9 protein-coding genes are annotated in these 14,530 nt (G+C 57.5%); 4 read left to right on the top strand and 5 right to left on the bottom strand.

What is annotated here, in order from left to right; all coding sequences use genetic code 11:
- Positions 1 to 126: 126 nt before the first annotated feature.
- A complete protein-coding gene (locus GPL81_RS23030; protein WP_160108572.1) occupies positions 127 to 1,683 on the top strand; it encodes an ArnT family glycosyltransferase in 1,557 nt (518 codons plus the stop codon).
- 156 nt (positions 1,684 to 1,839) lie between these two features.
- On the opposite strand, the gene GPL81_RS23025 is transcribed toward GPL81_RS23030, so the two are convergent.
- The 4 genes from GPL81_RS23025 to GPL81_RS23010 all read right to left on the bottom strand — a co-directional run bounded on the left by GPL81_RS23025 (position 1,840) and on the right by GPL81_RS23010 (position 9,387).
- Positions 1,840 to 2,805 (bottom strand): HlyD family secretion protein, encoded by a 966-nt coding sequence (locus tag GPL81_RS23025; RefSeq protein WP_160108571.1) that lies wholly within the window; start codon positions 2,803 to 2,805, stop codon positions 1,840 to 1,842.
- A 4-nt stretch (positions 2,806 to 2,809) separates the two neighbouring features.
- Positions 2,810 to 3,010 (bottom strand): DUF1656 domain-containing protein, encoded by a 201-nt coding sequence (locus GPL81_RS23020; RefSeq protein WP_160108570.1) that lies wholly within the window; start codon positions 3,008 to 3,010, stop codon positions 2,810 to 2,812.
- Positions 3,000 to 5,135, bottom strand: a complete 2,136-nt coding sequence (locus GPL81_RS23015) for an FUSC family protein (RefSeq protein ID WP_160108569.1) — start codon at positions 5,133 to 5,135, stop codon at positions 3,000 to 3,002. The genes GPL81_RS23020 and GPL81_RS23015 overlap by 11 nt, the downstream gene beginning before the upstream one ends.
- Before the next feature lie 118 nt (positions 5,136 to 5,253).
- On the bottom strand, positions 5,254 to 9,387 hold the full coding sequence (locus GPL81_RS23010) for a hypothetical protein (RefSeq protein WP_160108568.1): 4,134 nt from the start codon (positions 9,385 to 9,387) through the stop codon (positions 5,254 to 5,256).
- A 146-nt stretch (positions 9,388 to 9,533) separates the two neighbouring features.
- Here GPL81_RS23010 and GPL81_RS23005 point away from each other — a divergent pair, with 146 nt between their 5' ends.
- The 3 genes from GPL81_RS23005 (at position 9,534) to GPL81_RS22995 (ending at position 13,961) form a co-directional block, all read left to right on the top strand.
- Positions 9,534 to 10,589, top strand: a complete 1,056-nt coding sequence (locus GPL81_RS23005; RefSeq protein ID WP_160108567.1) for a tetratricopeptide repeat protein — start codon at positions 9,534 to 9,536, stop codon at positions 10,587 to 10,589.
- A gap of 202 nt (positions 10,590 to 10,791) precedes the next feature.
- A complete protein-coding gene (locus GPL81_RS23000; RefSeq protein WP_160108566.1) occupies positions 10,792 to 12,294 on the top strand; it encodes an ATPase domain-containing protein in 1,503 nt (500 codons plus the stop codon).
- The gene (locus GPL81_RS22995; RefSeq protein ID WP_425502602.1) at positions 12,294 to 13,961 is read left to right on the top strand and encodes a response regulator; all 1,668 of its coding nucleotides are present in this window, start codon (positions 12,294 to 12,296) and stop codon (positions 13,959 to 13,961) included. The genes GPL81_RS23000 and GPL81_RS22995 overlap by 1 nt, the downstream gene beginning before the upstream one ends.
- A 151-nt stretch (positions 13,962 to 14,112) precedes the next feature.
- Here the strand turns inward: GPL81_RS22995 and GPL81_RS22990 are convergent, their stop codons facing one another.
- A complete protein-coding gene (locus GPL81_RS22990) occupies positions 14,113 to 14,490 on the bottom strand; it encodes a response regulator (RefSeq protein ID WP_095194212.1) in 378 nt (125 codons plus the stop codon).
- Positions 14,491 to 14,530 lie beyond the last annotated feature (40 nt).

Below are 14,530 nucleotides of genomic sequence, written 5' to 3'. Positions count from 1 at the left end.
TGTCAGTTTTTATGGCAAAAAATTTAAATCAGAACTAATGGATTATTCGCAATCTACTGACAATATCATCACATTTCGCCGGATAGCTTAATGTTCCAGCGGCTTCCCGCTTAATGCGAAATAGTCATGAACAATTCATTTATCAGGTTTTTGAAAAGTGACCAGGGTGCGCTGCTGCTTCTGCTTGGCGTATCCGCGCTTCTATTGCTATTCGGGTTGGGGGCCAGAGAGCTTTGGGGTGCAGAAACGCGCTGGGCAAACATCGCCCTGCAAATGCTGCAAACCGGTGACTATTTCGACCCTTACCTCAAAGGCATGCCCTATTACGACAAGCCCCTGCCATCCTATTGGTTGATTACGGCCACTGCCCACCTGATGGGTGGCCTCGGTCACTGGTCACTACGCCTGTCCTCTGTCATCGCTGCCTGGCTGAGCATCTGGCTGGTCTACCTGATCGGCGGGCAGCTATATAACAAAGGCACCGGTCTGTTGGCCGGCTGGTTCCTGGCGACGACGTTCTTTTTCGTGTTCTGGGCGCGGGTAGCCACGGCGGACATCCTGACGGTTTGCGGGGTACTGGCAGCTGTCTGGTGGTATTGGCGCGGCCCGGATGACACGCGACTGAGTCGGTACAGCGTATTTTTCCTGATCCTGGCACTGACGTCGCTGTTCAAGGGCTTGATCGGATTCATCCTTCCGGGGTTGATGCTGCTGCCACATCTGCTTGGCGAGGGACGCTGGAAAAACCATCTCAATCGACGCATGTGCCTGGCGATGCTGGTAGCGGGTGTGTTCTACATGGTGCCGTTCATGTTGTCGCAGCGCTATGGCGCACCTGCTTATGGGGAGAGCGGGCTCGGACTGGTATTCCGGGAAAACGTCGTTCGATTTTTCAAGCCCTTCGACAACATAGGCCCGATCTATACCTACCTGCTCTATCTGCCGGTCTATACCCTGCCGTGGGCGCCCTGCTGGATACTCGGCCTGTGGGTGGCGTTGCGGAACTGGAAGCACACCGAGCCTAACATTCGCTGGCTGATCCAGGGCCTGGCGTTGCTGTTCCTGTTTTTCACCGCCAGTGGCAGCCGGCGTAGCTACTACGTCTTGCCTCTGGTGCCATTTGCCCAGTTGCTGGCAGCCTGGTGGGTCACCCGCCGAATGGCCGAGCGCCAGGCTGCCGGTAACGTCAGTGGGCCTGGTTGGACAAAGGGTATTGCCGGGGCAGCAGGTTTTTTGTTTCTGATACTTGGCATTGTCTATCCCTGGACCAACGGTGGCGGTGGCGGTGTCATGCAGTTCAGCCGGGATGTACGAGCGCAAGCCATCAAAACCGCACCGTGGAACGAATGGCGCATGGTGCTGGTGGATGTCGACAATAAACTGCCCATGTACCTGCAAAACCATGGTTCACCGTTCTACTACGTGGCCCCGGATTCGGACATTCCACAAACAGGTGACAGCGCGGCATTGATGGCGTGGCTGGAGAAACAAAGTGGCGAGACCTGGAATCCTGAACGCACGATCATCGTGGAGCAGTACGAAGACATCAAACAATTGCCCCTGGATTACCTGACTGCCGACCATCAGCTGATCACCACCAAGCCAAACAACGGCGCCCGGTTGTTTCACGCCCATGAATCCGGCAGCGCCGCGTTCATTCCCAACGTGAAAAATGACGGGTAAAACAGACGCAAATCCCCTGTAGGAGCTGGCTTGTCGGGTCGCCGCATCGCAGCGAAGACGGTGGCACAGCCCGCATCAATGTTGACTGACACATTGCTTTCGCTGGCAAGCCAGCTCCTACGGGTTCGCGTGTTGTCCAGAAATGTGTGTAAGCCCTTAACGTTGCTCTTCAGTTTTTTGGGTTTCCCGAACAGTCACCGTAGCCGTAGTCCCCGCCCGCAAGTTGTCTTTCCCGGCATAATCCGGATCGATCCGTATCCGCACCGGCACGCGCTGCGCCAGTTTGATCCAGGTGTAGCTCGGGTTGATGTTGGCCAGCAGTCGACCGCCAGGCAGGTTTTCCCGGTCGGCGATGGCGAAGGCGATGCTTTGCACGGTGCCGCCGAAGCGCTCGCCACTCATCAATTCAATGTCGACCCGATCCCCCTCCCCGATTCGCGGCAGTTTGGTTTCTTCGAAGTAGCCGCTGACATAAAACGAGTTACTGTCCACCACCGCCACCAACGGACCACCCGCCGTCGCGTAGTCGCCCTGGCGAGTCAGCAGATTGGTGATGTAGCCACTGACCGGGGACTCGACCCGGGTGCGCTCCAGGTCGTGCTCGGCCTCGGCCAACGCGGCAATGGCCAGTTGCACGTTGGCCTGGGCGAAGCCAAGGTTGGCCTGGTTGCGCAGCAGATCGGCCTGGGCCACCGATACCTCGGTGCTGGACTTTTCCCACTCTTCACCGGAAATCGCCGAGCGTTCCTTGAGAGTCCGACGGCGGTGCTCCTCGCTTTGACGCTGGCGCAACAGCGCCTGGCTGGCGACGATGGTCGCTTCCGATTGCCCCAGCGCGGCCTTCGCCACTTCCACGGACTGCTTGGCATGCTGCACCGCCAGGGTGTAGCGCGAGGGATCGATTTCCAGCAGCAACTGCCCCTTCTGCACATGCTGGTTGTCCTGCACGCCGAGGTTGACGATGCGTCCCGCGACATCGGCGGACAAGGTCACCACATCGGCCCGCACCCGTGCATCCCGGGTCCAGGGTGCGCGGGTGTAGTGTTCCCAGGCAAACCAGCCGAGCACGAAGGCCAGCGCGACCACCGCCAGGGTTGTGAGTTGAGCAAGGATCTTCTTCAAGGCATCAGGCTCCCATCACCAGAATCAACGTCGCGCACACGCAGGCGTACAACGCGCCTTCGAACAAGGCTTCATGCCAGACGAACTGCAACACGCCGAGGCGCCGCAGGAGCCAGTCCAGCACCATGAAAACCGGCAACCCCAGCAGCAGCGCCTGGGCAATCGGCGGCAGGTAGACCCCGCCTATTTCAATATCAATGGGCAAGCGCCGGTACTCCTTGCAATGGGACGGCTTCAAAGTGGCCACGGTGCCGCTCCAAAAATGACACCACGATCAACAACGCCACGCGCATTCGAAAAACAGACCACAGGTGCTCGTGGACACTGGAGTGCAGCGCATCCAGCTCATCACCCAAGGTATGCAGGTTGTCGAGCACCTGATCGACATCGATGTCGGGGCGCCCGGCGACCAGTCGCCCGGTATCCCGAACGGTGGCCAACAGCCGGGTTTGCGTCGACGGGCTCAGCAGTACGTTGTTCTGCCCCTGCTGCCGGAGCTGGTTCAAGGCGGTGCCCAGGGCCAGGCAGGCGAGGCTGACCTCGAACAGCTCGCGCGATGGCTTGTCCGCAATCGCGGGCAACAGCCCCAGCATCGTGGTCAGGCGGTCGACCATGCGGCTTTCGAAGGCAAACTGGTTTTCATCGGTGGCCGGCATTTTCAGCAAGGCATGGACCTGCTCACAGTTCTCCTGGTGCAGCCGGCGAATGCGCAGTACGGGCCTGAACGGAAATATCAAGGCGTACACACTCAACGCCAGCGTGGCGGCGCAGACGTACGCGCCAGCAAATTCGAACCACTGGATCGCACTGTTCTGTCCAATCCCGGTGTTGGTAGGGCCAAGCAGCAAAAACGTCGACAGCCCCAGACCAATCCCGGTGCCCGTGGTGGGCGGGCTCGACAACCCCACCGCAACGGCATAGAGCAAGGGCGCCAGTAGCACCGCCAGCATTTCGAAGTTGCTGATCATCGGCACCAGCGCGAACTGCAGCAGCGCCGACACCACCAGCGCCAGCCCCAGGCCCCGGGCATAGCTCTGGGCTGCCAGCAGCGGCCGGGGAAACGTCGCCATCAGCGAGCAGAGAATCCCGGCCACAATCATCCCGCCCCGGGCACCGTCCCAGCCGGTTTCGATCCAGATCATTCCCGCCACCATCAATGCGCAGTACGCGCGGATGGCGTTCATCGCCGCCAGGGTGAAGTCCAGGTGCAAGGGATTGGCCTTTCCGCGAAACATGCTGCTGGCCTTGCGTCCGCTCTGGATCGCATCGCTCAGATCCAGAATGGTTTCCATCTGTTGCAACATCCGCGCCTGTTCCCAGCGCAATGACCATGACAGAGAGCGCAAGGTGGCCTTGAAGGGCTCGGTCAGTTGTTCCGAACGGTAGGCCAGTGCATCGAAACGCTGTCGCAACGCTGCAAACTGGTGCCGCTGCTCGCTGGACAATGCGCGCCCTTGCCGGGCCAACTCGTCGAGAAAGACCAGTTCTTCGCTGAGCAATTGCTGTATTTCAACAGGTATTTCGCCCTCCCAGCGTTCGAGCAACAGCTCGCGCTGGTGGCGCAAGGCGGTGAGCCGAGCCGTCAGCAGCAACAGTTGGTTGCCGAGCAGCTGCACCAGATCGTCGGCACTGCGCAACCGCGGCGCGTCGTAATACAAATGCCGACGCACCCCTTCCAATGCGCTGATCTGCCCAAGCAACTGCATCTGCCGAGCGTGGAAGTCCGCCTCGCTTTCCTCGGTACGAATCACGGCACTGGCGTGGGTCGCCAGCAGTTTGATCACCTGATCGATCCTGGCGAAGTAATCCTTGGCCACGGCCTCCGGGCGCGCGGTCAGCAGGCTGACGACGCACACACAGGCCACCGCCAGCAGCGTTTCGGTGACCCGGGTCACCGCCAGCAGGAAGGTGCCGTCCTGATCCGGGACGGCCAGCAGCCCCACCACCACCGCCGTGTAGCCGCTGAGCACAAATGCCTGGGAACTGGTGTAGCGCAACAAGGTGCCACCAGCAGTACACAGCGCCAGCCACAGCGACAGCGTAATCAGGAAAGGCACCGGCGCCTGGGGAAAGATCGCCATGATCACCACGGCCACAATCGCGCCCAGCGTGGTGCCGATGACCTGACCAAAGCTGCGGGCCAGGGTCATGCCCGCCAGTGGCTGACTGACGATGACCACGGCCATGATCGACCATTTGGGCTGTTCGAGGTCGAACACAAAAGCCAAGTACAGGGTCAACAACCCGGCGGCGATGGTTCTCAAGGCGAAAAGCAACACCCCGGGGCCGGGGTGGAGGATGGCCTTGAAGTATTGCAGCAGTGCTTGCATCGGGAAAGCTCTTGGCGGGCTATCCAGAAAGCGTAGTCAGTGTTGTGGGGCAAGGCAGGTTTCGCCGGTAACGAAACCTGTCAACCCATTCTATTCTTCGCTCCCCTATGCCAATGATTTACAACGGCCTGAAAGATGCCGTGGTTGCATTAGCCGGTGGAATGAATGATTTGGCTGGCCGGTAGACAATATCGCCGTTCAGTTGAATGGGCTTGCTGGCTTCAATACTGTTTTTGAGGGACGCGGGATTTGGGATGAATTTGCCCTGTTTGTCATAACAGCCGAGCACTGCCGAAGCCGGGATGTCCTGGCCATAATTGACTTCATAGGGGCGCATGCCCAACGTCGAGGTCGGGTATTTTTTCCAGTGATCATTGGCGTACAGGTGATATCCCCTCATCTGTCTGGCATCGACGACATAGGTGTATCCGCCTCGACCACCACCATATTGATAAGCACCGGCACCACTGTGCTTGTAGTAAGGCGAAGTGGATATACCCATGCCATCCATGTCCAATGCGTTTTTACCCCCTCCAAAACCTCCGCGCATTCCATTGACCTGATTGACATCCGTAATGGGGGTACGCAACTTGAAACCCTTGTCGAACACCACGTGAGGCGGCCGCATATCGCCGCGCATGACAACCCCCTGGTAAATGTAGCCTTCCGTGGGGCCGGAAAAATACACCGTCTTAGTGTCTTTAATAAGCATCTGTGCGAACTCTGGCCCTCTATCCAGGTTCTGCAATTGCCTTACAGTTTTATGACTTCTGAATTTCAACCCCAACCTTACTGTCAGCGCCTGCGGATCTCTTACAAGGGGCGCAATCCATTTGACGGGCTTGGGCAGCTTATGAATCATGGAGTTGATTCGTCTGAATACTGAACGCGCGATTTGCGTAGCGATCGATTTCTCAAAGACCCGGCCTAACAACCTTCCCGCCAGCGGACCTGCAAACTCCATGATAAAACCGCGATAAGCATTGGCTCGAAATCCTGCAGCCGCTGTTGGATCATCGGCCATTTCGCCCCGTATCAACTCTGTCGTCGATGCGCTGGCGCCGAACAAAAAGGATGCCGCCATACGTGCGCCCTTTGTTGCAAGAACCGTGGCCCCCGGAACTATCGATACGATCGACATTGCCGTCAGCAGCTTTCCGACTGCCGCGACCAAGCCATCCGTAAAGCGCTCCTCGTCGGTTGAAACCAGGGTATCAATGTCCGATAACACTTGGGTCAGTTGCCTTTTATATAACTCGCTTACAGCATCAGCGGTCATATCGAACAGAACCGGCGCATAACGCGGATAGAAATTGAATAGCGTAAAAACAGGATCGACAAACTCGAAATCACTGCTTTTTCGTGAAAGCTTTTCATAAAGAGGAATGCGATCCAGCAGTTTTTCCTGGAGTTGCTTATTGCTCTCGATGACGATCTTCCTTTGCGCACTCGCGGCGGGCAATTCGAAAACGGCGTTGTCTCCTCCAAGGAACACAAACAACCCAAAACCGTCGGAATCGCCCAAATACACAGCATTACTGACTTTGGCAGGTGTATTTTCTCGAGGGTTGTTTAAATAGATAATCTGCGGTCGTGTTTTCCCAGCCAGGAATTTTTTGACGAGACTTATGCCGTCTGGCGAAGCAGTGCCAAGGTTTTCATAGGACTCCAGTGCAGTCTTTAATTCGTATTCCTTGGCCAGCTTCCATAATTCTTTAACATCGGGACGTTCGAATGTTGACTTGACACTGTCCTTGTACGCTGCCTGCAAATCGACATTACGAATAGTGTTCTTGAGTGCTTCCGAAAAATATGACGGCCATTGGATGTTGAACTCTTCATTACTGGCCTTTACCCGCAAGTGGTAATCGGCACAGAGTTCCGCAAGCGTGAATGTCATTCCCCTCTCACGACGTGGAAGCGCGTTACCGAACTTATCACGCAAGGTAATTTCCTTGAACGTGACGTCAAGGGTCGAAGTGGAATTCAGGGTTCGCTTCAAGTCATCGGGCAAGCTGGATTCGCTGATGATTGTGTCCACGCTGTTTTGTATAAATGTCAGTGGGTCAACGATGGCCTCTGCACTTTTCAAAGCGTCAACGACCTTGTCCGTGGCTATTTCGATGGTGATTCCCGGGGCGACTTCCGGCGCCGCCCCAGCCCTATCAGTCACCTTGGGTAGCATTTTGTTCTCACGCACACGTTCAATAGCCCAATGCACACCAGGTACTGAATTCGTCGCCGCAGTACTGTCCAGCACCTCTCTGGCCGCGCTGCGTGCTTTGCGCATCAATGGTTGGAACACTGCCAACGGTGCGGGCAGCGCTTCGGCAGACGGGTAATCCTCAATCTCATCGCCCTCATCGACTTCTGATAACCGGATAATTTCTTCTATGAGTTCAAGATAACTGACACTGGAATCAGCGGCAGAAGGCTGCCGGAGCAGTATGTCGATATCCTCTAAAAGTTGAAGGTCGAGATGAGGCTCAACGTAGATGGATTGATCAACCCGCTCCTCGAGTGCCAACGCGAGTTCGGGGAACTCCTCGAACATAAACACCAAATCATCCAGAATGTTTTCTCTGATTTCGGATGCCGGATCGGAAACGCCGTACCAATCGGAACTTTGTTCGGCGGGAACGATGATGGGGGGCGCTTCAGGGGAAAACCAATAGGCATAAAAGTTGCTGACCGCTACATAAGCCGCGAAAGCACCCGTGGTACGACCTGGATTACGCTCAAGCAAGGCACCCGCACTGCTCAAGACAGCCGCGCCGTTGCTGACCAGATTGGCGGCCATCCGCTCAAGTAATCCGTTTACCTGCTCCCTGACAACCACCACAGCAGACGGCTGGTCGTTCAATATTGCTGTTGTAGCTTTGTAAACCGGTTCCAGTAACTCCTCGATCTTGATCTCTACATTCTCCGGTACAGCACCCACACTGTTCCATGGCACTAAATTGCGTGTTAACCATTCATCCGCTTTTGCAATGGCCTGTGTGAGCGTGGTCAAAGGTTCAGTGCAGGTGGGAGGTTGCGGCTGCCCCGCAGCCGGCTCGAACGGCGATTCAGTAAAATCGGCCGAACCATTTTTCCAGGCCCTGCTGCTTGGCTGTGGAACGGGCCTGCTGGTTGAAATATGGCGGCTGTCTAACCTCAAGACTCCAAACGTATCCATTACATTGCAGACGAGCAAAACTTTGCCAAGCAAGGTTTCCGGCTTGTGCGTTCCTGCTGTATTGATGTGCGAATAAAAGTTTGTGTGCCGCTCAAAGGACTCAATACGCTCCAGTAACGTCGGTGCAGAACTGTGTGGCGTCGGCGGATTGAAAAATCTCAGTGAAATGAGTTCTACCGGTCGCTCTTTCGCTGGTTCGGACGACGCGCCTCGAAACCCGGGATCGAGCTGATCGCAGACAGCCTGAACCTTATCGATAAATTTATCGTTCCAACGCTTACGCTCTCCACTGTTACGCAGTCCAGCGATTAACCTGGACAGATGTTCTTGTGCTTCCTTGGGCGAGGGACGCCGCTCACAGTCCTCCTTGAGCATGTCCCATGCATCGCGAACGTCGAAATCACTGGAACGTACATATTGCCTGGCGTCTCGGATTATACCTTTGATGGCGTCCCACTGAGAGTCGGAGACCAACTGCTTGTTCGCAATTTTCTTGTCCAACTCAATGGCTGACAACTCCAGCTTGGTCTGGATGAAATTCATCAAACCCGCAGCGTTTGGAGCACTCGTAAACCTTACAGTTTCTCCAAGCGCTGCTTGCCATTGACTGGGCGGCAAATCGCAGAGTGCATCCAGAATCTCTTTTACTTTTGCTTGACTAAGCGTCCCATGCGACCGGATCGAGCGCTCTATGGCATCTTTGAGTAGTTCGCGCAGGACCTTGCCTGTTTCCTTTTGGAGAATGCCACTGCTGAATACATCGAGTATTTCCTGCTCAGAGAGCGTCGCACTCGTTAAGTACTCTTTGAGCGCTCCCCATTGCTGATCCAGCTCCGCCTGATCTTTAAATTCTGGCTTGAGCGCATTTATAGAGCAGTCAAGAACTGGTGGGGAAATGTCAAAATCCAGCCCTGTCCGGGTTGGCGCTACGCTTTCCGACAATCGCAGGTGTTGAGTGCTATTGCTGGTCGTCAATAGGTCTCTGGAGAGGGAGCTTTGCGATTGTGGTTCGACATGAAACTGCGATGTCGTCTGTGCGCCTGTCGAACCGGACACATTGAAGGCGGGGGACATTACTTTTGATTTCCGTCCTGATCAAACGGTCAAGCTTATTTAAACGCCAGAAACCTCTCTTTCATAAACAGCTCAAGGTTTGACTCACGGCCCCACCTGACCGAAGCTTGCAGCTCTGCAAAACTTGCCAGCCCCCCGGATCCTGCATGCCCAAGTCCCGCCGTTACCTGCTCATCAGCCTCAGCGCCCTGCTTGTCGTTGGCCTTGCGTGGTTTTTCATGCGCAGCACCACCCCCGTGGTGCCCGAGGCGATCAAACGCGGTTATAGCGAAGCGCTGACTCAGGCCCGCAACGGCCAACCTGGTGCGGCGCGGGTGCTTTACCAGCAATTGGCCCGCCCGGACATTTCGCCCAAAAGGCGCGTCTGGCTGCATGCCGAACTGCCCAACTACCCCAGCTCCGTGGCCCTGAAGCTGGCTGATGCAGACTTGCAGCACGAGGCGCCCGAGGTGCGCATCGCGGCGATCAAAAGCATCAGCGGGTTGGTGTCCAGCGCCCAGCGCAGTCTGTTGCTGGGGCCGTTGCTCGATGACAGCGATCAGAACGTCCGGCTGGCGGCGGTCAATGCGCTGCTGGGTCTGTCACCGGACGATCTGGGTTTGTATTTCGGCCCGCTGGAGCAGGCCATCGATGCCTGGCAACAAGTGCTCAAAAACGCCCCGCAAAGCGCTGACAACCACTATCAATTGGCCCGCCTGCATTTGCACAACGCCGAGTTGAAAGAAGCACAACAGGAACTTGAACAGACCTTGCAACTGGCGCCCGACAATCTGCCGGCGCTGGTGATGCAGATCGAGGTGCTGGACCGGCAGGGTCAAAGCGAAGCAGCCCAGGAGTTGTTGGCCAGGCAGCTGAAGGCACAGCCCGATTCCGCTTACTTGCAACACGCCCTGGGGCTGTGGTTGCTGCATCACGGTCAAAGCGAGTTCGCCCTGCTTGGGCTGTCCAAGGCCGTTGAGCTTGAGCCGGACAACAAGGATTACCGCTATGACCTGGCGACCACACTGCACGGTGAGCAGGAGCTGGAGGCCGCGCAAAAGCAATTGCAGGAAATCGTCCAGCGCCACCCCAATGATCGCAAGGCCCGGGTGTTGTTGATCAACTACTGGAAAGAAAGTGGACAGTTGCAGAACGTGCAGATTCTGTTGGCGCAACTGGAACAGCTCAATCCAGACGATCCAGCGCTGCAGCAGGGGCTGTAGGAGCCGGCTTGCCGGCGAAAGCGGTGTGTCAGGCGACATCAATGTGGGTTGATACGCCGCCTTCGCTGGCAAGCCAGCTCCTACAAAGTTGCATGTAACAAAGGTTGAACGCTCATCGCGGCTCAGGGTCAAGTGAAGAGGCAGCACGTTCAGGCAATTAGCGCCTGCGGCCTCGTTCCCCCTAGTCATGAGAGGGCATTTCTTGTCTACAGCCAACGAATTGATCAGCGTAAAAGCCGCCACCGGTATCGAAGGGCTGGATGACATTCTCGATGGCGGGCTGTCCCGCGGCCATGTGTTCCTGCTGGAAGGTGAGCCCGGAACCGGCAAGACCACCGTCGCCTTGCATTTCCTGTTGGCCGGCGCCCGGGCTGGCGAGCGCTCGTTGTACATCACCCTGTCCGAAACCGAGCGCGAACTGCGTCAGGGGGCCCGGTCCCATGGCTGGGAAATGGACCAGAACGTTTCTATCTTCGAACTGACGCCGCCGGAAAACCTGCTCAACGCCGAGCACCAACAGACGCTGCTGTATTCATCCGACCTCGAGTTGGGCGAAGCCACCAAACAGATCTTCGAAGCGGTCGAACGGGTCAGGCCGACCCGCGTGGTCCTGGACAGCCTGTCCGAGATCCGCTTGCTGGCACAGAGCTCCCTGCGCTATCGCCGGCAGATCCTCGCGATCAAACACTACTTCGTGCGTTACGACGCCACGGTCCTGCTGCTGGACGACCTGACCACCGAATCCCTCGACAAAACCGTGCACAGCGTGGCTCACGGGGTGATTCGCCTGGAGGAACTGACCCCCAACTACGGCGCCGAGCGACGGCGTATCCGTGTGGTGAAGTACCGCGGCCAGAAGTACCGGGGCGGCTTTCATGACTTCACCATCATGGGTGATGGCGTGCATGTGTTCCCACGCCTGGTGGCGGCCGAACACCGCGGTACCTACCTGCGACAGCAGTTGACCAGCGGCATCCGGGAAATGGACGCCCTGCTCGGTGGCGGCATCGAGACCGGTTCCAGTACCTTGATTCTCGGCCCGGCCGGCACCGGCAAATCCCTGATTTCGATGGTCTTCGCCGCCGCGGCGGTGGCTCGGGGGGAAAAAGCCGCGCTGTTCATTTTCGATGAAGAACTGGGATTGTTGTTCGAGCGCATGAACAACATGGGCATCGACCTGCAGGCGCTGCAAGACACCGGCAATCTGTTGATCGAACAAGTGGACGCCGCCGAATTGTCCCCCGGAGAGTTTTCCTATCGGGTACGTCGTTGCGTCGATGAGCGCGACATCAAGACGGTAGTGATCGACAGCATCAATGGCTATCAGACGGCGATGCCGGAAGAAAACGCGCTGGTGCTGCACATGCACGAATTGCTGCTGTACCTCAACCGCAAAGGCGCCGCGACCTTCATGACCGTTGCCCAACATGGCCTGGTCGGCGACATGCAAGCCCCGGTGGACATTACCTATTTGGCCGATACGGTCATTCTGCTGCGCTACTTCGAAGCGCTGGGCAAGGTCCGCCGGGCCATTTCAATCATCAAGAAGCGTACCGGTAGCCATGAGTCGACCATCCGTGAATACCGGATCAGCTCACAAGGCATGACCATCGGTGAACCGCTGGAAGCCTTCCAGGGCGTACTGCGCGGGGTACCGACCTATCACGGCGCGAGCATGCCATTGCTTGGGGATGAACACCCGTGATGCTTCAGGAAGCGACGTCCGAGCGCGCGATCATACTCGCGCCGCTGGGTCGCGACAGCCAGATTGCGCTGATGATGCTCAATGAGGCGGGTTTCGACGGGGTCATCAGCCGGGATCTGCACGGGCTCTGCAGCGAGCTGGAGCAAGGTGCGGGATTGTTGCTGGTGTCCTCCGAAGCCTTGCTGGGCCAGGATCTTGAACCGCTGCTCAGGCTTATCGAACAGCAGCCGGCCTGGTCCGACCTGCCGATTGTATTGTTGACGCACCATGGCGGCCCGGAACAGAACCCCGCTTCACGTCTCGGTCCGCAACTGGGCAATGTCACGTTTCTCGAGCGCCCCTTTCATCCAGTCACCTTGATCAGCCTGGTGACCACCGCCCTGCGCGGACGCCGACGACAGTACGAAGCCAGGGACCGGCTGATCGACTTAAGCCAAAGCGAACTGCGCCTGCAAAACACCCTGGAAACCCTGGAGCAGCAGGTTGAAGAGCGCACCGCACAGCTGCGCCACAACGAGGAAGTGCTGCGCCAGTCGCAGAAAATGGAAGCGGTCGGACAACTCACCGGCGGCATTGCCCACGACTTCAACAACATGCTGACCGGCATCATCGGCAGCCTGGAATTGCTGCGCCGGCGCCTGGCTCGGGGGCGCATCGAGGATCTGGACAGCCTGATCGACCTCGGCGTGACTTCCGCCAATCGCGCAGCGGGTCTGACTCACCGCCTGCTGGCATTTTCCCGCCGACAGTCGCTGGACTCCAAGCCCGTGGAGATGAACAACCTGGTGGTGTCCATGGGCGAACTGCTGCAACGCAGCATCAATGAAAGCATTCTCCTGGACATGCAACTGAGCGAGCAACTGTGGGTCGCCGAGGCGGACCCCAATCAATTGGAAAGCGCCCTGCTCAACCTGGTGATCAATGCCCGTGACGCCATGCCCGATGGCGGCAACCTGGTGGTGAGTACCTCGAACCGGCATCTGGACGCAGACTTCACTCACCCCCACAGCAACCTCGATCCGGGCGATTACGTGGTGCTCAGCGTCACCGACAATGGCTGTGGCATGCCGCAAAGCACCATCAACCGCGCTTTCGACCCCTTCTTCACCACCAAACCCATCGGCCAGGGTACGGGGTTGGGGTTATCGATGATCTATGGCTTCAGCAAACAATCGCGCGGTCACGTCGCCATTCAAAGTGAAGTGGGCGAAGGCACCACAGTGAGCCTGTACCTGCCACGTTTCGCAGGCGAAGTGCCGCAGGACCAACCCGTCGGAAACCAGCATCCGCTGTTTGCCCGTCATGGTGAGACGGTACTGATCGTCGAGGACGATCCAGCCGTGCGGGTTTTGGTCAGTACGGTGCTGAGTGAGCTGGGCTATGCCTTTGTCGAGGCCGGCGATGCGGACAGCGCGATGCCGATCCTCGATTCGGCGCAGCGGATCGATCTGATGATCAGCGACGTCGGGCTGCCCGGGATGAATGGCCGGCAACTGGCAGAAATAGGCCGGCAACACCGGCCTGATCTCAAGGTATTGTTCATTACCGGCTACGCCGAACACGCGGCCGTGCGCGGTGGATTCCTCGATTCAGGGATGCAGATGATCACCAAGCCGTTCACCTTCGACCTGTTGACGGCGAAGGTGCGGGAGATGATCCGGGTCTAATACTCCTACAGGGAAATGCGGTCAATTGTGGGAGCGAGCCTGCTCGCGATGGACGCCAACGATGACGCGCACTGTCTGGATAAACGCGGTGCACTCGAGATCATCGCGAGCAGGCTCGCTCCCACAAGGTTCTTTGCCAGGCTCGCGGCCCTTACGACAACATGTCCTGCATGATTTCCTGCAACACATCCAGATCGAATGGCTTGGCCAGGATCGGCGCGGTGCGGGTGATCGGGCTGTCGGTCTCGCGGATTTCCTGCGGATAGCCGCTGATGAAAATCACCTTGAGCTCCGGTCGCAGCTTCACCGCAGGTTCGGCGATCTGCACGCCGGAGATACCGCCCGGCAGGCGGAAGTCAGTGATCATCATGTCCAGGTGCGGCTTGCTGGCGAGGATCTCGAAAGCCTGTTCGCCATTTTCCGCCTGCAATACCCGGTAGCCTTCCCCCGACAGATAGGCCGACAGTACCATCAGGATCGAGGGGTCATCTTCGACGATCAGTACGACATCTTGTGCATCTTCACTCATGGGAAGCCTTTGTTCGGTCAATAGCGTCTGATACGACCGT

The organism is Pseudomonas izuensis, from assembly GCF_009861505.1.
Lineage (GTDB): Bacteria > Pseudomonadota > Gammaproteobacteria > Pseudomonadales > Pseudomonadaceae > Aquipseudomonas > Aquipseudomonas izuensis.
Note: the sequence above shows the minus strand (reverse complement) of the source record. Positions and strands in the feature narration are given on the sequence as shown.

Excerpts from the sequence above, each read along its gene's own strand:
- GPL81_RS22995 (WP_425502602.1), top strand. The coding sequence starts at position 12,294 with ATGCTTCAGGAAGCGACGTCCGAGCGCGCGATCATACTCGCGCCGCTG.
- GPL81_RS23010 (WP_160108568.1), bottom strand. The coding sequence starts at position 9,387 with ATGTCCCCCGCCTTCAATGTGTCCGGTTCGACAGGCGCACAGACGACA.
- GPL81_RS22990 (WP_095194212.1), bottom strand. The coding sequence starts at position 14,490 with ATGAGTGAAGATGCACAAGATGTCGTACTGATCGTCGAAGATGACCCC.
- GPL81_RS23030 (WP_160108572.1), top strand. The coding sequence starts at position 127 with ATGAACAATTCATTTATCAGGTTTTTGAAAAGTGACCAGGGTGCGCTG.
- GPL81_RS23015 (WP_160108569.1), bottom strand. The coding sequence starts at position 5,135 with ATGCAAGCACTGCTGCAATACTTCAAGGCCATCCTCCACCCCGGCCCC.
- GPL81_RS23005 (WP_160108567.1), top strand. The coding sequence starts at position 9,534 with ATGCCCAAGTCCCGCCGTTACCTGCTCATCAGCCTCAGCGCCCTGCTT.